Source organism: Kistimonas asteriae (assembly GCF_018263925.1).
GTDB lineage: Bacteria > Pseudomonadota > Gammaproteobacteria > Pseudomonadales > Endozoicomonadaceae > Kistimonas > Kistimonas asteriae.
The window spans coordinates 1-20,340 of record NZ_JAEVHF010000014.1 but is presented as its reverse complement, the minus strand read 5'-3'; the positions used below and the strand labels follow the sequence as shown (position 1 = coordinate 20,340).

Below are 20,340 nucleotides of genomic sequence, written 5' to 3'. Positions count from 1 at the left end.
ATCACTGCCAGCGGTAATATGTGTTGGCAGTGATAAAAATAACAATCCCTTCAACTTCATTACCTGTTTTTCCTGACGATTATTTTTCTGGGAACTAAAAGCATTATCCATAGTCTACATAAAATGAAGTAAAGCTTTGTAATATTAGGTGGATTGTGGATTCTGTAGCAGTTAATAGGTTGTTTCATACGCTATCCAGTGTGGAAAATAATGAATCCTCTCAGGATGTGGTGCGTTATGATGGCAACCAATTTCTGGTTGGAGAGGGCAACAGAAAATTATTGGCCTTTCTGGGGGGAGTGAAGCGTCTGGTATCCTTTGTTTCCTGTTGCCAATGTCATTGGTTGGATGAAAAACTTGAACAAGTTAATAACAGAAATCAGTCTGAGCAGGAAGCTGCAGTTGAGCGCCTGAATGCATTGTTTAATCTTAATCTAATGGATAGGTCAATTACTGTCAGCATGGCGCTTAGGTGTTGCACAACAGAATTGCAACTAGCGAATGGGCGGTTGATGCCGCTTCCCGCAGATAGGACAGTTTTTTTCCGAGAAGATAAAACTCAATTTATAGGGGTTAGAGAAGAAGTTTGTACACCTGCTGATATAACACTCATAGCTCATAGGGATTATCGAGTTGTTTATGACACTGAAGCAATTGAGAGAAAGTTTGATAATAGTCGGCGTGATGCATTAAAACAGCAGTTTAAGCAAACGAGATCGCCTGCATTTGATCAATGGATCCTTTCATTGCTCGAAAAACTTGAGGGTTTTACTGATATTAAAGAGCCATCTTCAGAAATAAAACGAAGAGCCATTTCAAGCGCTAACGATTACGTAACTTATTATACAGACCAAACCACACAATCCGGAATCGCGCAGAGTATTGGCAGGAAAAAAAACATGGAGGATTGGGTGATCCCTTGTCGATCAGAGCCTGTAGGTCAGGACACTACGCTTATTGAGCATGGCTTGTCATTTGATCGTAATAAAGTGGTTGGTGTGCAGGATGGGCATCAGCGAACAGAGAAAGCAGTCAGTGAAGACCACTTTACCGCAGCATTTGTGTCGAGAATGTTACCCTATGAATTGGAACAACAATTGATGATATGGCATGAGCTTGACTTGCCGGATCCTTCCGACGCAGTGAGAACTTATAACCCACTTAAGTTATCGTTTACGGCTGTAGACAGGATGGCATTTGAAAAGGACGGTGGGACAACGGCTGTTGTTGCAATGGTTATCGGTTCGACACTTTTTGTCTGCAATGTGGGTGATTCCAGAGCGATATTGATAACGGCTACAGGCAGAGTTTTTCAAGCCAGTGAAGATGCAAGATGTGGATTTGATGAAACTCAATCCTCTGAAACCTCTCAATCACCTGATAAGTATACCCAGTCAGCATTAAAACGCGGAGGTTTTGTGTTTTCTGGTGGAGTGTTTGGGAACCGTGTTAATGGAGAAGTAGAGCCCGCGCGTACCATTGGTGATCACAATTTTGGTGGATCACAGTTTACCTATGCGTTAAACCCTCGCCCGAAAATTGTACCATTCACAGATGAGATACTGGATGAGATGTTGAATGAAAGGCCGTATGAAAGAGTGCCAGGTGACGCCAGCCTGAAAGACTGCCTACTGGTATTAGTCAGTGATGGCGTAACAGAAAAAAGCTCCTCACAACAAATCGGTGATTTAGTTTGCCTTTTGTGGCAGGACGGGTTTAGCTCAGAGGAGATTGCAGCTTATTTAATAGAAGCTGCACTCCAATGTGGTAGTAAAGATAATATGACTGCGTTAATAACCCCTGTCTCTGCACTGTATCCTGATTAAGCGTTATTGCGTTTTTGTGTTTGCTGTATGCGACTCAAAATACCGCGCAACATATTCATTTCCTCAGACTCTGGCCGTGCCCGGTTAAAGAGCCGACGCAGTTTGGTCATGGCATTGCCGGGATGCTGTCGAATGATGAAATTCACATTGTATAGTGCTTCTTCCAGATGCTGGTAAAATTGCTCCATGGCGTTGGCATCCGGGTAAGTGGTCATGTCCTCATCCGAGTCAGTCTCTGTTTCCATGTGTGCTTCCAGACTTTGCCGGATCTCGTAGCAGAGAATCTGTATCGCTGACGCCACATTCAGCACGGGGTACTCCGGGTTGCCGGGAATGCAGACGTGGTAGTTACACTGCTGCAATTCCTCATTGGTCATCCCCATCGTTTCCTGGCCAAACACCAACGCGACCTGACTGTTTTCAGCTTCCTGAATCACCTGCTGGCCACAAGTCCGGGGGCTTAGCATCGGCCAGGAAAACGAACGGCTGCGGGCTGAGGTGCCGATGACCAGCGAGCAGTCGGCTATGGCCTCAGCCAGATTATCCACTACCTTGACCTGATCAATCAGGTCAGCGGCGCCAGCGGCCATAGTGTCGGCATCCGGATGGGGCCAGTGCGGCGGGCTGACCAGGGTGAGGTGGCGCAAGCCCATGGTTTTCATGGCGCGCAGGGCGGATCCGATGTTACCCGGGTGCCAGGTACGGATCATGACGATACGGATGTTATCCAGCATAGTGGCAGATGTACTTGTCTGAAAACGGCGTATTATCAGCGATACCTTCGGAGTATGGGAAGTGTTGCGACTACGGGTTGGTCTGCCTGACACCCTTGTCATTGAAAACCCTGACGCTAATCGTTACCTCAACCCTGAAGGCTGCTAGAATCCGCATCCATTTTCCTTTGTGTTGTCATAGCAGCATATCCTGATCCCTACCGGCGTCCTGATGGTATGAGCCCGGTTGCAGAGTGAAATAGCGCAGTAAGCATGAATAAAACCACCGAACGTGAGGTTTATCGCTGGTTACGCAGCCAGAAGCAGGCAGCAGGACGCTGGCTTGGCTGTGTCATGGCGTTTGGTATCGGCAATGGTTTGATGATCATTGCCCAGGCCTGGTTATTAGCCACTGTCGTCCATAGCCTGGTGATGGCAGGCGAGGAACGGGCAGCGATTCTTCCATATCTGGGGGGATTCCTGCTGGCCAGTCTCGTGCGGGCCGGCTGTCTACTGGGGCGTGAACAGGCTGGATTTCGGGCCGGTCAGGCAGTCCGCCAGCAGGTGCGGCGTTTGCTGCTGGACCGTATGGGGCAGCTAGGGCCGGCAGCCGTAGGCCGGCGGCCGGCGGGTGAGTGGCTGACGCTGCTTCTGGAACAGGTGGAAGAGCTGCAGGATTTCTTTGCCCGTTACCTGCCGCAAATGACCCTGTCAGTGGTTATCCCCTTGTTGATCCTGGCTGTGGCGTTGCCGCAGAACTGGGCGGTTACCCTGATCTTCCTGGGGACGGCGCCACTGATCCCTTTGTTCATGATTCTGGTCGGCATCAAGGCGGCAGACGCCAACCGTCGTAACTTTCAGGCATTGTCCCGCTTGAGCAGCCACTTCCTGGATCGGCTGCAGGGGCTGGCTACCCTGCGCCTGTTTAACCGAAGCCGTCAGGAGAAAGCCATGGTTGAGTCGGCCTCAGAAGCCTTCCGGGTCAAGACCATGCAGGTGCTGCGACTGGCATTTCTCTCCTCGACCGTTCTGGAATTCTTTGCCTCTGTGTCCATTGCATTGACGGCGCTTTACCTGGGCATGAGTTACCTCGGATACCTGAATTTTGGTCACTGGGGAAGCGAACTGACGCTGTTCACTGGCCTGTTCCTGCTCCTGTTGGCGCCGGAGTTTTATCAGCCGCTACGGGAACTGGGAACGTTCTATCATGCCCGCGCCCAGGCGATTGGTGCTGGTGATCGTCTGATGCATTTCCTTAATGAACCCGTACCGACGCGCCCGGAAGGAGGGCTCGCCTGTCCCGCACAACCGGCAGTCGAGATTGTCTGTGACCGCCTCACCGTGCAGGCTCCGGATAGTGACAAGGTGCTGTTGAATCAATTGTGCTTCACTGTGGCGCCGGGTGAGCATCTGGCCGTAGTTGGACTGTCCGGTGCTGGTAAAAGCACGCTGCTGAATGTGCTCCTGGGTTTTCTCGATTATCAGGGCAGCCTGAAGATCAACGGGGTTGAATTGCGAGAATTCAATCCGGATCACTGGCGACGCCAGCTGACCTGGCTGGGGCAGAATCCGCTGCTGGTGTGCGGCTCAGTGCGGGACAATGTCCGGTTGGGACGACATGAATTGTCGGAGGACGCCATTAACAAGGCCTTGCAGCAGGCTCATGCGGATGAAATTGTCGCGAACCTTGAGCAGGGCCTGGATACCTCCCTGGGCGAAGCGGCCAGCCGGCTGTCCGTTGGACAGGCGCAGCGCATTGCCCTGGCCCGTGCGATTGCCCGATCCGCACAACTGGTATTGCTGGATGAGCCGACCGCCAGCCTGGATCATGTCAGTGAACGGCTGGTGGACGATGGCATCCGGCATTACAGTGCAGGCAAAACGGTGTTGATGGTGACCCACCGTCCGCAACAGGTACAACGTGCAGACCGCGTGCTGGTGCTCGATGGCGGAAAATGCATCGCGTACGGCGATCCGGACAGACTGCGCGCGCAGGACGGGCCATTCGCCCGACTCTGGAAAATCTGGGAGCAGGAGCTGGATGACATGACGCCGATGGCCACCTCGGCAACGAAGGGAGTGACAGAGCATGCGTGAGTTGCTGCCTTTCCTTAAACTGTATCGCCACCACAGTCTGCAGATGGGGCTGGGAATCATCCTGGCACAGGTGACGCTGGCGGCGAGTGTTGGTCTGCTGGCGCTCTCTGGCTGGTTCATTACCGCGACAGCGATTGCGGGGCTGACCCTGGCCACGGCACAGGTCTTTAACTTTTTTACGCCAGGTGCCGGTGTTCGCGGATTTTCGATAGTGCGTACGGCGGGCCGTTACTTTGAGCGGGTGGTCAGCCACGATGCCACGTTTAAATTACTGGCCCGACTCCGGGTCTGGTTCTATGGCTGTGTCGAACCGCTGGCCCCGGCAGGTCTGCGACGGTTCCGGCAGGCGGATCTGCTTAACCGGATGGTGGCAGACATTGATGCGCTGGATAACCTCTATCTCCGCCTGTTAACGCCGTTGATCTGTGCGATCCTCGGTGTGGTCGGATTAATCGTGCTGGCCAGCCTGTTTTCACCGGCGGCAGTGGTGCCTTTGGCGGCCGTTCTTTTGCCGGCTTTGTTACTGCTGCCCGTGTTATTTTACCGGTTGGGTAACCGGGCGGGACAGGCTGTGACAGAAGCGAAAGGTCAGTTGCGTACCCGGTTGCATGATTATGTGGCTGGGCAGGCCGAATTGCTGATCTTCGGGGCTGAACCCACCTACCGTGCGGCGGTTGAGGAAGAAGAGGCACAGCTGATCGGTCAGCAGTCCATCCTCGCACGAGTCAACGGGTTTGCAGTGGCGCTGGTCACGGTATTGGCTGGCTTGACCCTGGTCTGGCTGTTGTGGGTGACGGCGGCTGAGGTATCGACGGGGGTATTGGCTGGGCCCATCATGGCGATGCTGGCATTGGCGACGTTGGCCGCCTTTGAGGCGATCATGCCATTACCCGGTGCCTTCCAGGTACTGGGTCAGGTAAAACGATCAGCGGCACGGTTGAATGAGGTCACGCGTCAGACGCCAATGGTCAGCTTTCCCGATGAAAACCAGAAGGTTCCCGTCGTTGATGGAAAAGGCATGGCGGTGACAGTGACAGGACTCAGTTTCCGTTATCCGGGAATGATCGGTGACCCCGTCCTGGCTGGGTTTGATCTGAGTGTGCGTGCTGGCGAGCGTATTGCCATCACCGGTCATACCGGGTGTGGCAAATCCACCCTGTTGCAGTTGCTGAGCCGGGACTGGAATCCGGATGCCGGTACGATGGCTATTGGGGACTGTCCCATTGAGCGACTGTCTGAATCCACCCTGCGCAACGTGATGGCGGTGATGCCGCAGCGCATCCATGTGTTCAGTGCCACGCTCAGGGACAACCTTCGAATTGCCCATGAACAGGCCAGTGATGAGGCGTTGATGACAATACTGTGCCAGGTGGGGCTTGATCGCCTGACAGGCGGTGAGGATGGACTGCTGGATCTTTGGCTGGGGCAGGGCGGTGTGCCGTTGTCGGGCGGAGAGCAGCGGCGACTGGGATTGGCCCGGGTACTATTGTGCGACAGTCCGTTACTATTACTGGATGAACCGACAGAGGGGCTGGATCCCGACACCGAAGACAGGATCCTTCAGGTGCTGAATGATGCAACGCATGGCAAAACGCTGTTGATGGTAACCCACCGGAAAGCCCCCCTGACACTGGCCGACCGAATAGTCTCTCTGTAATTCATTTTCGATGATAAACAGGATTGCGGTATTCGCCAGAGAGGACTGTTCAACACCTGCTGCAGGAAGCAGCAGGTGTTGCGCGATCCATGGGGGAAGTTAATAAACTTAAAACCGTTTGAGCGACAACAGCAGGGTAATTGGCACCAGGGCAAAGGCGCCCAGAATACCCGGGAGAGAGGCCGCCCAGTGATGCCAGCTGAAGGTCAGTCCACCGGTAAAACCGTAAACCATTAGCTGCAGCGCCACCACGACCACCACTGAATAGAGGCGCGCACTGGTACCCAGGGCAAACAGCAGGGCGAGGGCAGTGGCCAGGGTAATCGCAATCCATGGCAGGGTGATGGTCACCAGACCAGAAAGGAAGATGGCAGTGTTTCGGTGCAGCCAGTCGGGCAGGGCATCCACAATTGCAAACTGCTGGGCAAACGACAGCGCCGGCTCCAGAAGGGGCAGCAGTGCCAGTGCGAAAAAGAGCGAGATATAGGTTTTTTTTATTATCAGCCGCATGGGGGACATCCCTGTTCGATAGCCCAATAATGATATGTGCTTCGAGACAGGGTGTACATCCATGATGTTGACCCTGTCATTGATCCCCGCGGTTGTACAAACGTGTAGGCGTTGTTTATTCCCCGGTGAAAATCTCAGCCACCATGCAGCGTGCGCTGCCGCCTCCGACTGTCTCCAATGTATCCAGCGGTGCAGAGACCAGTGTCCCATAGCTTTCCAGTGTCGCGCGCTGTACGGATGTTAAATGATCTCGTGCCTGTTGAGAGAGCAGTATCAGTGGTTCTCCCTTCCGGCTTTTGAGTTCCAGCAGGTTGCCCGCCATATGGCCCACCTGTGCCGGTGTGATGTAGATCAGCTCCCTGTCCCCGAGCTGTTCTATCACCTGCCCACGTTCCTTGGCATTGGGAATACATTGTTCGCACAGTACGGCAAATCGGGTACCGATACTCAATATGACATTGGTATGGTAGATCGTCTGACCATGCTGATCAATCGCATGAAAAAATACCGGTTGATAACCGGCCTGGCGGGAAAACGTTTCAGTCAACGCGAGGCTGGTACGGGGAGACAGTGCAGCAAACGCCTGCTGATTGATCCGATCCAGTACCAGGCTGCCCGTGCCTTCCAGCGCTTCACCGACGTTGGATGCCTGGCGGAGGTCGTGTTGATCTGCCAGAGAGATACTGGCGTCATCGAGTCGTTGTTCCAGTGCCTGCAAACGCACTTCATTCTGGCGGGTAGGAACCAGCATCGGGAAGATATAAAGCTCTGTTGCATGGTTGGCTGCAGGCAGGGTGAGGAACCAGTTGTTGGGAAAAGTGGCTTCGGGGGTGGGAACATCATCCCGGCTGGGCATTGATAGCACCCTGACGCCGTGTGTTTCAAGTGCCTGGCGAAGTCCGGCGAATTCAGCGAGTGCATTGTGCCGGGTAATGTCGGCCGCCTGGTCAGGGATGTTCTGGAAATAATTGGTGACGGCTGTTTCGGGATTAAACCCGAAGTGGTCGGGTGAAATCATGACCACGGTATCAGTGGTCTGGCTGGGATTGGCCTGGCATACCATCGTTATAAAGGTACTGAGAAAAACGAGCGTCAATAGATGACAGGTCGTTCGCCAGAGTGCGCTCATGGATGGGGTTGCGAGCGTATTCATACCGGTGATCCTCACAGTTATCCTGTTGCGGAGTCACCAATATAGATGGGCTCGGAAGGGATGCCACTGACTGACGAGTCAGCAGCGCTGTACACTGTGTCTGTGCACGAAGCTGTACGCTTCTTCAAGCCGCTGTGCGATCAACTCAATGGTCGATCCTACCTCGCAGGTTTTTGGTGTTGCCCCGGCGTTTTTTGCTGTCGAGGCGTTTCTTGCGGGCTGTCTGACTGGGACGGGTGGCAACACGCTTCTTGCGAAACACCGCGACGGAGCGGATCAGTTCGCGTAACCGTTCCAGGGCGTCAGCCCGGTTTTTCTCCTGGCTGCGGTATTGCTGAGCCTTGATGATGATCACACCCTCAGAGGAAATGCGTTGATCCTTCAGCGCCAACAGCCGGTGTTTGTAAAACTCGGGCAGCGAGGAGGCCGCGATATCAAAGCGCAAATGGATGGCGGTTGAGACCTTGTTGACATTCTGTCCCCCGGCGCCCTGGGCGCGGATGGCGCTGAGTTCAATCTCACTGTCGGGCAGGGAAACGTTTGTAGAAATTTGTAGCATGACAATAAAGCTCGACCTGAACTGGCTCAAGGTATCCGGTGGATTTGCGTTGGAGCTCTTCAACCGATCAGAGCACATAAATATCTTATCTATATTTGCATGGGGCTCATCATACTGTTTTTAGTGTCGGTCAGCAGTCACCTTTTTGGCTGTTGATTCTGTGGTGTTGTGAGCAGTCATTCTGTGAGGCTTCTCATAGCCTGACACTAATGTTAGTTTTTGATCAATCAAATAACCGTGGAGGTTAGCAAAAGTGATAATTTAAAGCAGGTAGTGTTGTAATGACATGAATGTTTCCAATCCAGGTGAACAGCTTCAATTTATTATCGCTTTCCGATGGGGGTGCCAAAGCCAAAGCAGTGTCACGTGGAGAGGGTGAAAACGAGGAGGCCAAGTGTGGATATATTGGTTCTGATGTCGAGCTCATGGGTCATGAATCAGATCCGTTGAGTACATAGATATAACAGTCCCCAGTAAGGGTGATGCTGCGCACGCGGATCAAACGTTTGAATCACAAGGCTATCCGCTTCTCACACTCAGAGGAGCTACACGACAAAGTCATTAAAGAATTTTTGTGGGCTAATTAAATGCGGGCAATGCATTTTACCTTTTTGTTAGATTGATTATATATTGCTAAATGAAATAACAAGCGCACGATCAGTATATTAATAGTAAGAACTTTCTTTTTTTTTTTGAAGTCAGAGTATAAGGTATCTTCGTACTAGTTTTATGAAAGGATTTAGACGTTATGCAGGCTATAGATAATAATGGTAATAGCCTTATGGCAGCAGAGCGCCTTCAAAGAGCAGGGCAAGATGGTTGTTGTGCTCGATTTTCTCGTTTCGTTGTCAGGATTGTCCAGGGTGTAAAGGCTTTTTTTGATGAACTGATTATTAGGATTATCAATTGCTTTCATCCAGAGGATCAGGATCATTTTGGTGCTCCAGAGTGTGTAGGCAGTACCCTGTCCTTAGTATCACAGGCTTCAGATGACATGGATCTTGAGTGTGATCATGACATTGCTACTGCCAACGAGTGTGCTGTGTGCCTGACTGAAGGCGAACTAATACAGTTGTCAGGCTGTAACTTGAGAGCCCATGCCGGGTGTATACGAGATGCTGTGAGAAATGCGATAGCGAACTACGATCCAAGCCACGTTAATTTTCATTATAACGTTGACCTTGTTGTGTTACCTTGCCCACTCGCAAGTTCCGCCCCTGACGGAGCCCATGAGGAGCACCCAGCTATAAGGTGTATGAGGCTTGATAATAATGACATTACAGAGAGGGATATCAATTTTAAACTTGAATTGACGACATTTTGTTCTCGTGTTCAAGGTGACGCGATGGCGCAAAGGCCAGAATTTCAAGCAGATAACAGTCTGTTTTCTTGTAGGGAGTTTGTGGTTACATGCAGAAGGTGTCGTGGTACACAGAGATTCTTCAGTGCCCCACGTAAGGATTTAATGCATCGGTGTCAAGGTCTTATAAATGGTAAGTTATGTGGGAGAGTGATATGCCCTGTCTGTGAGGAGGATTATCACCCTAATTTAACGTGTCAACAGAAAAGGGAGATTGTGAAAAATGAAGTAGATAATCAGGCAAAAATGTTGCGTGATAGGCTTGGCATTTACGAACTAGTGCTGTCAGGGAGTGACGAGCATGCTCGTCCTTGCCTTAAGTGCAATCAGCTAATAGAGCATGACGGGGGTTGTTTGCAAATAAATTTGGGTACCCATGCTGGAGTAAATAATACAGTTCGTGCTCAAGCAGCAGGAGTAGATCCAAATAATTGCTCTCATAATATGTGTTGGGATTGCTTAGAAGATTGGCCAGAGGCAATGAAAAATAGGAATCATGGTTATTATAAATGTAGCAAAAGCAAACGTGATGCTAGGGACCATAGAAAAGCTAAATATAGTGAAAAAAAATGCCTGATTGATAAAGAGTTGTCGAATTTAACCGGTTTGCCCGATAAGCAACGAAGAGCGTATGGGTAATAATTATAATAGAGGCAAAAAAACAACAAGAATATAGATGCAGCAACCAACAACTCAAGGTCGCGTTTCAAACAGGTTGATCCCACATTCTGGATATGAACTCTCCGATGACTTTGTCGTGTAGCTCCTCTGAGTATGAGAAGCAGATAGTCTTGTGATTCAAACGTTTGATCAGCGCTGTCAGTCTATTCAGCGTTGCGTTTGTCCTGCAGCCGAACACATGAGCAGTCACATGCTGATGACGTGGTCTTCGTCGACAGGAAGGGCTGACAGGACTGCGGTGGAAAAGCGTTGCCACCGGTTCTTTGAGCACGGTATGACAGGGATTCGCTGAAGCAAGCGTTTATCGCTGTAGAGTGAAACCTGGTGAATACTAACCATCTGATGCAGAAGGCATGATGCTATCTTGCGGACGGTTGCCAGTAGTGACTGGGGCCGTACACAGGTACAACCCCAGCAAGATTGAACTATACGTTATGTGCCTTCAAGCCAATCCCGAATATCAGATGGTTAGATAACACTTTCTCCTGTCCGTTGATGATGAGGGAACCATTAACATAGAGAAGATCCTCAAACCGTATGTCTTCGTCTTCACTGTTGATTCGCTCAAACAACACATAGATGCCTGTTCTGAGGAAGGCGCTGCCCGGAATCGGTTCCAGTTCCAGTAATGGGACTTCGCCCCAGATATGATCGTCCGGGTTTTTACCGAATGTGGTGATCACGCCTTCGAACAGGTTGGTCGCGAGATTCAGGTAGGGAATACCTTTGAGCACATCCAGGTTGTTGATCTCAGGGACGTTACCAAGAACCGATTTGATTTTCTCGTAGTAGACGCTGCTGTCTGTATCCAGCTCGTACAAGTCAAATCGCAAGTTGACCCAGTCACGAAGCAGTACATTCCGGAAGACGCCCCGATAGAGAAAGGTTGGCGCATGCGATCCATCACTGACCTGGAACTCCGAGGCGAAGGTCGCATCATTGGTCTCACCGTCGAGATCCTGCGGATTTCGGGTATCAACCTGAATTTTGATCAATCCTTCATTGTCTGACGTGAAATCTGGCAGATTGTCGATGTACAGCTTGAAGAGATCGACACTCATCTTTTTGATATCAGAATCTGGATAGCTTAAATCGGCTAATAAATCGCTGGAGGCAGATACGACTTCATACTCGGTGTTTCGCTTTGGCCTTTTGTCTTCATTGAGGTTCACAAAGCCGATTTCGAGGGCTCTTTCTGACATGTTTCTTCTCCTCTCCGGTTTTTATTGTTGCCACGCATTTATCACCCTTAGCTTCGCGGCATGTTCCATCACACTCAGTCCAGCGTAGCGGGTTAACTGCCTCGATTCATTGATGGTCATCAGGTCTGGTGTCGTAAACGAACTAACAACCGCGCTATTAATCTGCCGGGCAAATCAGAGCACCGGGAAAACGCCCATCTCAGGATGCCACTAAAAAAAGGGATGTTTACAGCAAGACCTGGCACCGTTTTGTACACACGACGGTAGATTGATTAAAAAGGGGAAGTAGTGATTAAGCGGCTATCTACCTCCGGTTCAGCGACGCGCCTAGGTGAGGAACTGTGTTGAAACAAACCCCCAGACGATAGCGCCGACACCGCCAATCTCTCCGACAATCAGTGGCAACATGCCCCATGTTGTCAACAGGCCTGGATTCTTGAACTGGTTTTTAACCTTGTTCTGGATACCCAGTTTGAAATACTGCGCAATGGAGGCCGCAAAGAAAACCAGCGGTACCCCGGTAATGACTAACTGAACGTCGATTGAATAGGGGCTGTACGTTAACAGCTCTGCCATCACCAGGGCGGCAAAGCTGTATAAGAGAGCTGCTCTGTGTGCAACATCGATGTAGAGTGGCGCCCGCTGAGTCGGACTTGTCATGATGCCGCGGAATTTCAGAACACCGGCTATCATGCCTGTCAGCAGGAAAATCCCTGACGCTAATAATGTTATTTTTACGGCTAAAGTCACGCTGGTATTCCATTGCAGGATGGGTGCATCGTGACGGTGCTGAAGGTCATCAGCACCGTCAATCGTGGGTGTGTTGTGTTAATGCGTGTTCAGGCATATTACTGAGACGCTGGACATCTTTCGAATGATTAGAGTTTTGATGCCCATATGGCCAACCGGTGCTTGATGGCTTTCTGGGACACCTGCTCTTCAGGGATCGGCTGTATCACCTTGTCGTGTACCAGCAGACGATAAATGTATTCAAGTTTTTCATTGACCGAATCAGTGGCCTCAAACTCAACCACGCCTCGTGATTCACCGTACTTCATACCCGCAGCGATGGCTTTTTTGACTAACGCTTTTTCATCTTTAAGTTTCTTCATTTCTGATCCTGGATGCTAATGGTCATTCAGCGAACGGGGTTAGCATTGTATGTGCTATGCAGAATGCAGCGCGTTGGACATATTGTTATTCGTATTGAAAGAACCGTACAGGTATTTTTGGGATATGGACTGTCTGGTTCTTTTTTGCCAGCGTCAACCGGGTTGCATAAACGCCATTTTCAGCCTCAGACAGCTTGGGTACTATAGGCTGATGGATAGGAAGGCCACCTATGACGATTTGTGCACATCTTTAAAGCGGAGCATATCGGCCAGTTGTTCTTCCCGCTCCGGGGTGAAACCGCAGGTCTGCGTCCATTCCCTGGGATTTTCGTAGGTGCCAAACAGCATGTCCCACCAGACGATATCGCCGTAGTTATTTTTGTGGCGGCCTGCCTGGTGATGAACACGGTGCATTTCCGGGCGTTGGAAGATAAAACCGATCCAGCGGGGTGTCTTGATGTTGGTGTGGTAAAAGAATTCACCGACAGCAGTGCAGAACGTGTAAATGGCGCCAGCTTCGAGTGACAGGCCGAGCAGCGAGTAGACCAGTAAACTGCCTAAAATGGAATTGACCAGCATCTCACCCGGATGCTTGTAAAATGAGGTGAGAACCTCTAGCCGACGGGGGCTGTGGTGTATCTGGTGGAACGTGACCCAAAGGAAATCCGACTCATGGCGCCACCGGTGCCACCAATAAAAGACAAAGGTCGCAATAAAATAAGCGATGACGCCGCCGACAGCCGGAGAGACATAATGCGACAGCCTGAAGATAGACCAGGAGGAGAGCCACGCTTCCCATGTCACGCCTGCCAGCAGGACAACACCGAGCTGTACGGCATTCAGAATGAGTACCCGGACTGGCCATGTTTTTATTTCGGGCAGTTTCCAGCCGACAAAGAGCCGTTCAATAAGCAGGCATCCCGCCATGATGATTATCAGTTCGATTAACATGTCCATTCCCTGGATTAACAGTCTATGTCCATGCTTAGAGACCGTTTTTTCCGGAAAGTTCCTGACTTTCCGCACGTATGGCAACCAGGCATTAAAGCCCGTGTTTACCACCCGAGGTGAATGACAGACGCCAAACCTGATAGTTACCAGGATCAATCGGAATGCATACCTTTATCCCATGAAGGCTTAGGCAGGAGAGAGGTGATATTTACTGCCGTGATGGCGTTAAAAGCAGCGACGTTTCAATGGGAATAAACTTGGTAGCGGCATCAATCAAGGATTGTGCGGTCAACGAGGGAACCCCATAGACTTCCGCAGTGACGCCAGCATCATCCTGGATTTCCGTCAGCAGTAAGTCAAAGTCTCCATCGCCGGAGGCGAGTACGATAACATCGGAATGGCTGGCATAGGTGATGGCGTCCAGGGTAATACCGACATCCCAATCCCCTTTGGCCGAACCGTCTGCGCGTTGGATATAGGGTTTCAGTTTCACCTCAAACCCTATGCTCCTGAGAATATTTTGAAATTGCCGCTGCTGGGCATCCCCCCGGTCAATGGCATAGGCGATGGCTGCCACCACCTCTCGTCCGGACGTGGCGTCAGCCCAGAACCGACGGTAGTCAAAATGGCAGCCATAGGCTTGCCGGGTTGTGTAATAAATATTTTGCACATCAACGAGCAGGGTGACTTTTTGCATAGTTGGCTTACGTTTGATTATTCGATTTATACCGGTAATAACACCATGATTTCACCTGCGGGTGGAAGCAATATTCTTCAGTAGCCGCTGCATTTCCCTACAAAATGCCCATTGACTGCCGTTCAACCAATGGGCCACTTGGCAGATGACCTGCCTGGTCGCCAAACGATAAACTAACTCCGACCTCATCGACCCTTGCATTTTTGAACAGCTGGTGTTTTGTTGGATACGTGTGCAGTGGCAGGAGGGTTGTTTTGCAACCAGGCGGAAAAAGAAATCTACCGTCACGTCGCCCCGCTCAAGCTTAGAGAAATACAATGTAGAGAAATACGATCCAGCATTTCTACAGGCCTTACAGGCCGACGCTGTTAAGTAGGATTTTGTCCCGATTTTTTAAACTGTTTCATGAATGCAGAGAAATGAGGCAAGAGTTCTGAAAAAAGCGTTGAGGTTCGATTTTGTAGAAGGATGCCCCCAAAAAGCTTGATGCCTAAACCTAAAGGCGCTGCTGTCTCAGGCTCAATATCCGATCTGTTTTTCAGTTTTTCTATAATGCTCAATATTTCGTCGTGGCTCGAGAATTCAAACTCAACCTTCTGGTCTTCCGGTGTCGAACCATCAGGATTCATAACATGATCAATGCTGATTTTGTAGTGATGCCCTTTTTTCATGGTGAAGCCTCAACAACTAAAACAGGATAAGGATAGCATCATTATTTAATTCGCCCGGCAGTATGAGTTGAGGTAGGGCTGAGTTTCTCCCACACGAATGACGGGTTCTGTGTTACCAACCATTTGCCTCTAGATATTTATCTGGTATTCGAAGACGTATCTCGTTATAAACCTTAGGCAGTGCCTTTGTGATTGATTCAAGTGGTACCGCAGTATTTGTAAATTTTAGAAGAGCACCACTATTAAGTTGGGAAAACCAAACAAAATTGTACTCCACAGTTAATTTAACAACCATGAAGTTGTACGCGGTAAACGCCATCTCCAGCCTATTGTAAGGCGTAGAAGTCGAAACCATTTCTACAAAATCCTTAACTCTATTACCCCAATAACCACTCAATTCATCGATGATTGTTTCTGCTATCTCTTCCATATACGCACTCATTACGTTAGCACCTCTTCCTATCTAGCCGTTCTCCAATTTCGGCTAGTGCTTCATCCATATCGAAGAAGACTCTACCAAGGAAGCCACGATTCACCGCTACTGTTTCACCAAGCTTGCGGGAGTCTGCAATGGGTGGTGGGGCAACGGCGGCGACATAACAGGTCGTTGGCGACTTGCGCTGCAGTTCAGCTCCCCTTTCACCCAGGATGAACCGATCAAATGTGGTTAGGGCAGTGGCATCGAGCTTCCTGCAGTCAATTAGTATCGCCGTCACGCCATGTTCCTGGGCTGCGCTAAGCCCCTTCGCAATGAGACCGATAAACGACTCAGCTGTCACTATTCCGGCGCACACCAAGCATAGGTAGCCTGCCCGAACCTCGAGATCAAAGTCAATGTCCACTGGGGTTCTCCATTCTGGTGCTAACCGTTGATGTTACTCGCGACAAATAAAGGACTAGAAGATAGATAAGTACAAAGAAATCGTACCTCGGGGATTTTGGAAGGCAGGCACACCCACGCCAGCAGCAAGTACTGTGGGTGAGCTGATTGAGGTATTAAAGCAATTGCCGCCAGAGATTCAAATCAAGCAAGGGTATTGTGGGGAGGGCGTAGCAATCACCCTTTATAACATTGGTGGTGATTTTGATGGCGCACACATTGAGATAGAAGAGATCGACGAAGATGAGCTTGACGAGGGTGACCTTTGGGATTAGGACGACAGAGCGTGTAATGCAAAATTGTGGGGGGATGAGCACGAAGTGGGAAGGTCTCAGCCTAGAAAGGGGAAACACCAGCGTATTGTTAAATTTCGTTTAGCTCACCAGTTTCGTTCAGGATTGGTTGAGCCCAAGAATAATATTCTGGTTTTTTCTCATTCCAAGGCCAGACTCCATTCGTTGTTGGCCATATCAATTGCAATACTTCAAAGTCATTGCCATTATGAAGCCATAAGCCCCAACCAAAATATTCTTGGAAGTGTATTTTAGCTACTTTGACAAAGCATACCGGGAACCCTTCAATAAAATCATAATAGTATTTTCCAGGTTCGAATGTTTCACCAGCCATAAGCCGGTCTTTGTAGTCATTAACTATAAAGTGAGCTAGTTCATTTTTAAGACCGAGAATGACAATGTCTGGTTTTCCCTGCTCTTTATCTATTCCAATTGAATATGTGAAGCATGGCTCTCCATCACCTTCCATTATGTTCAGGACGTGACAGCCATATTTTTCAATATCATCTAGTGCTTTTTTATCTATATCATCCATTGCTTTGCTTCTTCAGAAATTTAACGCCGGCCACAGTGGTGAGTTAACCTGACCCTTGTTATGTTCATGTTAGAAACCTATCACGTACTTCCTTTGAAGGTACCATGCAGGCAGATCGTTTACCAAATAAGTTGTACCTGTTCCGAGCAAACAGCCTATAAAAGAAATCTCTTATGACTGAAGGAATAATTTTAAGGACTCGAAACATAAACCATAATCCATCAAGGTCTTTTGTTATTTCTAGTGCAGCATTAGTGCGTACAAAGCATTGTTCATTCTTGATAAGAAGAAAAGTGTCATAGCCCGCCTCATTGATTTGATGCTTTGATATGAGTTCCTGAGCTATTTCACTTTGCATCGGAGAAAATTTAAAGACACCTTTAGAATCTCTTTCAATAATGAAATTTACCGCACCATTGCAGAAGTTACATATTCCATCAAAGATGATTATCTGATGATCTTCCATATCTCTCCAAGAACATAACGTTAAGTGTTGTACTCATCCATATAAAACAGATCTAATTCATGCCCCGTTCTATATAGATTTTCAGGAACACCCCATTTTCTTTTTACCCTTAAGCTCGCTGTGGGTACCGCTCCATTCCTTGCTGGCATTGGATGACATCTTGCGACCATCAATGGCAAACATGTCTTTACCGATCAGGCCGAGCTGATCGCAGATCATCAAAACCTGAATAAAGAGTTGTCCCACCGGCTTGTGCATACGACTGATAAAGTCGGCAATAGTCGTAAAGTGAGGCTGACTGTCGGCGGAAAGCGCCATGAAAACCACATTCTCACGACAGGCTTTCTCAATCCTGCGGCTGGAGGTGATGCCGCGAGAATAGGCAAACAGCACCACCTTCAACAGCATGGCCGGATCATAAGCCAGACGACCGGTTTCATCGTTGTGGTAATGGTCATGGAAGATGGACGTATCGATCTCATGATCCACAAGGTAATTCAGCGTGTACTCAAAAGAACCGGGCACTAGTTGCTCGGCCAGGTTAATCGGTAATAAAAGATTTTGACGAGTGTCGTACGGCTTGAAGCGAGGCATGGCGAGGCTCGAAATGGAACTCTGGGGCAGATTTCTAAAGGATATCTGCTACGCCGGGGACTGCCAGTGCTTCCAGACGTTTTTCTACAGACTCAACGCTAAGCTTAAGGGCTGCGCTTTAGCGCAGTCCCAGCCCCGAAGGGGCGAACTAAAGCGCCTTGTTATAGCACGGTGAGCACCGTGCTGATGATTAAATTTTTGGTTTTTCACCCAAGTGTTGGGTTAAGCGTAGAAGATAACCATCTGGGTCTTGTACCAGAAACTCGGACTGTCCTGATAGTACCTCTGGACTTACTTCATACCATGATTCTGTAAGCTCTCTGTAGATGCTGATCTTAGAGTTTTTTACCCTCTGGTAGATAGGAGCAATATTTGAGAACTCCATCTGAAGGTTGATCCCTCGGCCAAATGGATTCAAAAGATCTCCAGTGTTCCAAGAATCATCATGAATTTGCTCAATCATTAATTGCACTTTCTCTTGTTCAAGATATGCAAATTCAGGATTATCCCTTTGGTTGCGGACAGAGAAGCCAAGAATATCGGTATAAAAGGAAAGAGATTTTTTAAATTCCGTAACAGAAAGTTCTGGAACCATTACGTTCCAATATTCACTCATTCTCAATCCTCAAGTGATTTATTAATTTTGTTGAGTGTTATAACGCTAAGCTTAGGGGCTGCGCTTTAGCGCAGTCCCTAGCCCCGAAGGGGCGAGCTACAGCGAATTGTCATGCTTTGTTTATTAGTGCTGTAACTATTGGTGAAAGGGTTAGTGCGCATGAAATAATTATTGCAACTATTGCTGTTATCTGTGCTTTTTTTGCTGATTCTACTGACGATTTAAATTCTAAGAATTGAAGATAATTAAAGAATGCTTGTTGAGAGAGTGTCCACTCTAGCACTTCGTTAGGGTGGATTTCACCTTCTTGATTTTTGTGTGGAATGAACATGTCGCGATAAATAATGTCGAATTCATGATGCGCAAGTTTTGATGCGTTGCAAGCTTGCTCTTTGGAAAAGTTTTTCTCTTTTAGAGCGTATTCAATGAGTTTTAAATATTTATGATTTTTAAGTTTTTCCAAGTCCATATGTTTTACCTGTGAGCATAACGTTAAGTTTTGGGGCCGAGCAGCAAAGCTGCGAAGGTCCCAAGCCCCGAAGGGGCGAACAAAAACGCCTTGTTAGCTGCGATTTATTGATAGTCTGTGTTTGAGGTTTTTCAGAACAACTGGCCACTCATGATCGATGATTGAGAAAACGACTGTATCTCTATAGCAGCCATCTTGGTCTATGGCGTGATTTCTTAGAACTCCATCCTGCTTTGCACCAAGCCGCGAAATTGCTGCTCTAGAGGCTTGATTATGCCAATGAGTCCGAAACTCAACGGCTATAGCTGACAGGCTTTCAAAGGCATGATTGAGAAGTAGTAACTTGCATTCAGTATTTACTGAAGATTTTTGATATGATTTTGAATACCAAGTGTATCCGATTTCCAATCGCTTGTTTTCAGGGGTTGCATTACAGAAACGAGTGGAACCAATAATTTTTCTATCTTTCTTATGGTAAACGACAAAGGGAATGGATCTCCCTGCATCTCTCTCGGTGAGTGCGAATTCTATATAGGAATTTATAGTTTCCTGACATGGCACTCCTGTGAACCAAAGATTCCATAGATTTCCATCGGAGGAAGCTGCTACCAAGTCTGCTGCATGCTCTTTTATGAGTGGTTGCAGCTCAACAGTATTGCCATTCAGTGTCACGTCACTGAGCCAGTTATTATTCTTCATGATTTATGATGCTAAGTATGATGTTGCAATAGCAGCTAACGCTAAGTTTTGGGGCCGAGCAGCGAAGCTGCGAAGGTCCCGAGCCCCGAAGGGGCGAACAAAAACGAATTGTTATATGCCATGTGTATGGACACCGTTGCCGCAATGAATACAGCGGACGAACCCACTAAACCATCTGATGGTAGTTGCAGACCAACTGCCATCAGAGTTTGGGTGGGCTTTTTTGCCACCTTGTATAGTTAGGCATTTATTACAGTGAGGGCAACGGACAAAGTAGGCCAAAACTAGATGTATGGTTGAAAAAAAGCCGAATAATATCAGCGAAATAATAATGATGCTTTCTTTATTGTGCAATTCTGCAAAGGCAGTGCACAGAGAAACAATAAACACAGTAAAAGAAAGCCAAGAACAATAGACGGCAATGACATTAACCTTACCGAATTTCAACTCATACCCCTTTGTGAATGGCATATAACGAGTCTGTAGAAAATCTAAGAATGAAACCACAATGCCTTCATTGTTAATGAATGAAATCTGCTTCAGCTTTCTACAGACATATCGCTTGATGATTTCGTGTTTTATTTATCCGCTAATGGCTT

The 20,340-nt window shown here is 48.6% G+C and carries 25 protein-coding genes; 6 read left to right on the top strand and 19 right to left on the bottom strand.

Features of this window, described 5'->3' with window-relative positions:
* Positions 1 to 155 precede the first annotated feature (155 nt).
* Positions 156 to 1,826, top strand: a complete 1,671-nt coding sequence (locus KHS78_RS22600; RefSeq protein WP_211829401.1) for a PP2C family serine/threonine-protein phosphatase — start codon at positions 156 to 158, stop codon at positions 1,824 to 1,826.
* On the opposite strand, the gene trmJ is transcribed toward KHS78_RS22600, so the two are convergent.
* Positions 1,823 to 2,560, bottom strand: coding sequence for a tRNA (cytosine(32)/uridine(32)-2'-O)-methyltransferase TrmJ (gene trmJ, locus KHS78_RS15595; protein WP_211829400.1), 738 nt, complete (start codon positions 2,558 to 2,560; stop codon positions 1,823 to 1,825). The two genes, KHS78_RS22600 and trmJ, sit on opposite strands and share 4 nt — an antisense overlap.
* 252 nt (positions 2,561 to 2,812) lie before the next feature.
* On the opposite strand from trmJ, the gene cydD reads away from it, so the two are divergent.
* Both cydD and cydC read left to right on the top strand, forming a co-directional pair.
* Positions 2,813 to 4,636, top strand: a complete 1,824-nt coding sequence (cydD, locus tag KHS78_RS15590; protein WP_211829399.1) for a heme ABC transporter permease/ATP-binding protein CydD — start codon at positions 2,813 to 2,815, stop codon at positions 4,634 to 4,636.
* Positions 4,629 to 6,293, top strand: a complete 1,665-nt coding sequence (gene cydC, locus KHS78_RS15585; RefSeq protein ID WP_211829398.1) for a heme ABC transporter ATP-binding protein/permease CydC — start codon at positions 4,629 to 4,631, stop codon at positions 6,291 to 6,293. Before cydD ends, cydC begins: the two co-directional genes overlap by 8 nt.
* 108 nt (positions 6,294 to 6,401) lie before the next feature.
* On the opposite strand, the gene KHS78_RS15580 is transcribed toward cydC, so the two are convergent.
* The 3 genes from KHS78_RS15580 to arfB form a co-directional block, all read right to left on the bottom strand.
* Positions 6,402 to 6,803 (bottom strand): hypothetical protein, encoded by a 402-nt coding sequence (locus tag KHS78_RS15580; RefSeq protein WP_211829397.1) that lies wholly within the window; start codon positions 6,801 to 6,803, stop codon positions 6,402 to 6,404.
* Positions 6,804 to 6,918: 115 nt separating this feature from the next.
* Positions 6,919 to 7,956, bottom strand: a complete 1,038-nt coding sequence (locus KHS78_RS15575) for an arginine deiminase-related protein (RefSeq protein WP_211829396.1) — start codon at positions 7,954 to 7,956, stop codon at positions 6,919 to 6,921.
* Between the two features lie 145 nt (positions 7,957 to 8,101).
* Positions 8,102 to 8,515 carry an alternative ribosome rescue aminoacyl-tRNA hydrolase ArfB gene (gene arfB / locus KHS78_RS15570; protein WP_211829395.1) on the bottom strand — a complete coding sequence of 138 codons (414 nt, stop codon included), beginning with the start codon at positions 8,513 to 8,515 and terminating at the stop codon, positions 8,102 to 8,104.
* A gap of 482 nt (positions 8,516 to 8,997) precedes the next feature.
* Here arfB and KHS78_RS22680 point away from each other — a divergent pair, with 482 nt between their 5' ends.
* The gene (locus tag KHS78_RS22680) at positions 8,998 to 9,102 is read left to right on the top strand and encodes an IS1 family transposase (RefSeq protein ID WP_211829394.1); all 105 of its coding nucleotides are present in this window, start codon (positions 8,998 to 9,000) and stop codon (positions 9,100 to 9,102) included.
* A gap of 161 nt (positions 9,103 to 9,263) precedes the next feature.
* Entirely contained in the window at positions 9,264 to 10,514 is a 1,251-nt protein-coding gene (locus KHS78_RS15560; protein WP_211829393.1) for an Rcat domain-containing protein, read from the top strand.
* Between the two features lie 67 nt (positions 10,515 to 10,581).
* Here KHS78_RS15560 and KHS78_RS15555 read toward each other — a convergent pair whose 3' ends face one another.
* The 9 genes from KHS78_RS15555 to KHS78_RS15515 all read right to left on the bottom strand — a co-directional run bounded on the left by KHS78_RS15555 (position 10,582) and on the right by KHS78_RS15515 (position 16,031).
* Positions 10,582 to 10,812 (bottom strand): IS1 family transposase, encoded by a 231-nt coding sequence (locus tag KHS78_RS15555; protein ID WP_343216927.1) that lies wholly within the window; start codon positions 10,810 to 10,812, stop codon positions 10,582 to 10,584.
* Between the two features lie 169 nt (positions 10,813 to 10,981).
* Positions 10,982 to 11,758, bottom strand: a complete 777-nt coding sequence (locus KHS78_RS15550; RefSeq protein WP_211829392.1) for a hypothetical protein — start codon at positions 11,756 to 11,758, stop codon at positions 10,982 to 10,984.
* A gap of 327 nt (positions 11,759 to 12,085) precedes the next feature.
* Positions 12,086 to 12,508 (bottom strand): hypothetical protein, encoded by a 423-nt coding sequence (locus KHS78_RS15545; RefSeq protein ID WP_211829391.1) that lies wholly within the window; start codon positions 12,506 to 12,508, stop codon positions 12,086 to 12,088.
* Between the two features lie 128 nt (positions 12,509 to 12,636).
* The gene (locus KHS78_RS15540) at positions 12,637 to 12,870 is read right to left on the bottom strand and encodes a DUF5062 family protein (RefSeq protein WP_211829390.1); all 234 of its coding nucleotides are present in this window, start codon (positions 12,868 to 12,870) and stop codon (positions 12,637 to 12,639) included.
* 228 nt (positions 12,871 to 13,098) lie between these two features.
* Positions 13,099 to 13,821 (bottom strand): sterol desaturase family protein, encoded by a 723-nt coding sequence (locus KHS78_RS15535; RefSeq protein WP_211829389.1) that lies wholly within the window; start codon positions 13,819 to 13,821, stop codon positions 13,099 to 13,101.
* Between the two features lie 208 nt (positions 13,822 to 14,029).
* A complete protein-coding gene (locus KHS78_RS15530) occupies positions 14,030 to 14,518 on the bottom strand; it encodes a LabA-like NYN domain-containing protein (RefSeq protein WP_211829388.1) in 489 nt (162 codons plus the stop codon).
* Between the two features lie 368 nt (positions 14,519 to 14,886).
* On the bottom strand, positions 14,887 to 15,189 hold the full coding sequence (locus tag KHS78_RS15525; protein WP_211829387.1) for a DUF3861 domain-containing protein: 303 nt from the start codon (positions 15,187 to 15,189) through the stop codon (positions 14,887 to 14,889).
* Between the two features lie 112 nt (positions 15,190 to 15,301).
* Complete coding sequence (locus tag KHS78_RS15520) at positions 15,302 to 15,619, bottom strand: hypothetical protein (protein WP_211829386.1); 318 nt, start codon at positions 15,617 to 15,619, stop codon at positions 15,302 to 15,304.
* Positions 15,620 to 15,635: 16 nt separating this feature from the next.
* The gene (locus KHS78_RS15515; protein ID WP_211829385.1) at positions 15,636 to 16,031 is read right to left on the bottom strand and encodes a hypothetical protein; all 396 of its coding nucleotides are present in this window, start codon (positions 16,029 to 16,031) and stop codon (positions 15,636 to 15,638) included.
* Positions 16,032 to 16,164: 133 nt separating this feature from the next.
* On the opposite strand from KHS78_RS15515, the gene KHS78_RS15510 reads away from it, so the two are divergent.
* On the top strand, positions 16,165 to 16,344 hold the full coding sequence (locus KHS78_RS15510) for a hypothetical protein (RefSeq protein ID WP_211829384.1): 180 nt from the start codon (positions 16,165 to 16,167) through the stop codon (positions 16,342 to 16,344).
* Between the two features lie 88 nt (positions 16,345 to 16,432).
* Here the strand turns inward: KHS78_RS15510 and KHS78_RS15505 are convergent, their stop codons facing one another.
* From KHS78_RS15505 to KHS78_RS15480, 6 genes are all read right to left on the bottom strand, one after another.
* Entirely contained in the window at positions 16,433 to 16,897 is a 465-nt protein-coding gene (locus tag KHS78_RS15505) for a DUF4262 domain-containing protein (RefSeq protein WP_211829383.1), read from the bottom strand.
* 64 nt (positions 16,898 to 16,961) lie between these two features.
* Positions 16,962 to 17,363, bottom strand: a complete 402-nt coding sequence (locus KHS78_RS15500) for a thiol-disulfide oxidoreductase DCC family protein (protein ID WP_211829382.1) — start codon at positions 17,361 to 17,363, stop codon at positions 16,962 to 16,964.
* A gap of 81 nt (positions 17,364 to 17,444) precedes the next feature.
* A complete protein-coding gene (locus KHS78_RS15495) occupies positions 17,445 to 17,957 on the bottom strand; it encodes a transposase (protein ID WP_246506554.1) in 513 nt (170 codons plus the stop codon).
* Between the two features lie 190 nt (positions 17,958 to 18,147).
* Entirely contained in the window at positions 18,148 to 18,573 is a 426-nt protein-coding gene (locus tag KHS78_RS15490) for a bleomycin resistance protein (protein ID WP_246506552.1), read from the bottom strand.
* Positions 18,574 to 18,682: 109 nt separating this feature from the next.
* Complete coding sequence (locus KHS78_RS15485; RefSeq protein WP_211829381.1) at positions 18,683 to 19,042, bottom strand: hypothetical protein; 360 nt, start codon at positions 19,040 to 19,042, stop codon at positions 18,683 to 18,685.
* Between the two features lie 93 nt (positions 19,043 to 19,135).
* A complete protein-coding gene (locus KHS78_RS15480) occupies positions 19,136 to 19,741 on the bottom strand; it encodes a GNAT family N-acetyltransferase (protein WP_211829380.1) in 606 nt (201 codons plus the stop codon).
* Between the last annotated feature and the right edge of the window lie 599 nt (positions 19,742 to 20,340).

Coding starts and splice junctions, on each gene's coding strand:
- KHS78_RS15500 (WP_211829382.1), bottom strand. CDS start 17,363: ATGGAAGATCATCAGATAATCATCTTTGATGGAATATGTAACTTCTGC.
- KHS78_RS15480 (WP_211829380.1), bottom strand. CDS start 19,741: ATGAAGAATAATAACTGGCTCAGTGACGTGACACTGAATGGCAATACT.
- KHS78_RS15495 (WP_246506554.1), bottom strand. CDS start 17,957: ATGCCTCGCTTCAAGCCGTACGACACTCGTCAAAATCTTTTATTACCG.
- KHS78_RS15540 (WP_211829390.1), bottom strand. CDS start 12,870: ATGAAGAAACTTAAAGATGAAAAAGCGTTAGTCAAAAAAGCCATCGCT.
- trmJ (WP_211829400.1), bottom strand. CDS start 2,560: ATGCTGGATAACATCCGTATCGTCATGATCCGTACCTGGCACCCGGGT.
- cydC (WP_211829398.1), top strand. CDS start 4,629: ATGCGTGAGTTGCTGCCTTTCCTTAAACTGTATCGCCACCACAGTCTG.
- KHS78_RS15520 (WP_211829386.1), bottom strand. CDS start 15,619: ATGGAAGAGATAGCAGAAACAATCATCGATGAATTGAGTGGTTATTGG.
- arfB (WP_211829395.1), bottom strand. CDS start 8,515: ATGCTACAAATTTCTACAAACGTTTCCCTGCCCGACAGTGAGATTGAA.
- KHS78_RS22680 (WP_211829394.1), top strand. CDS start 8,998: ATGCTGCGCACGCGGATCAAACGTTTGAATCACAAGGCTATCCGCTTC.
- KHS78_RS15580 (WP_211829397.1), bottom strand. CDS start 6,803: ATGCGGCTGATAATAAAAAAAACCTATATCTCGCTCTTTTTCGCACTG.
- KHS78_RS15560 (WP_211829393.1), top strand. CDS start 9,264: ATGCAGGCTATAGATAATAATGGTAATAGCCTTATGGCAGCAGAGCGC.
- KHS78_RS15525 (WP_211829387.1), bottom strand. CDS start 15,189: ATGAAAAAAGGGCATCACTACAAAATCAGCATTGATCATGTTATGAAT.
- KHS78_RS15550 (WP_211829392.1), bottom strand. CDS start 11,758: ATGTCAGAAAGAGCCCTCGAAATCGGCTTTGTGAACCTCAATGAAGAC.
- cydD (WP_211829399.1), top strand. CDS start 2,813: ATGAATAAAACCACCGAACGTGAGGTTTATCGCTGGTTACGCAGCCAG.
- KHS78_RS15535 (WP_211829389.1), bottom strand. CDS start 13,821: ATGTTAATCGAACTGATAATCATCATGGCGGGATGCCTGCTTATTGAA.
- KHS78_RS15490 (WP_246506552.1), bottom strand. CDS start 18,573: ATGAGTGAATATTGGAACGTAATGGTTCCAGAACTTTCTGTTACGGAA.
- KHS78_RS15505 (WP_211829383.1), bottom strand. CDS start 16,897: ATGGATGATATAGATAAAAAAGCACTAGATGATATTGAAAAATATGGC.
- KHS78_RS15485 (WP_211829381.1), bottom strand. CDS start 19,042: ATGGACTTGGAAAAACTTAAAAATCATAAATATTTAAAACTCATTGAA.
- KHS78_RS15530 (WP_211829388.1), bottom strand. CDS start 14,518: ATGCAAAAAGTCACCCTGCTCGTTGATGTGCAAAATATTTATTACACA.
- KHS78_RS15575 (WP_211829396.1), bottom strand. CDS start 7,956: ATGAATACGCTCGCAACCCCATCCATGAGCGCACTCTGGCGAACGACC.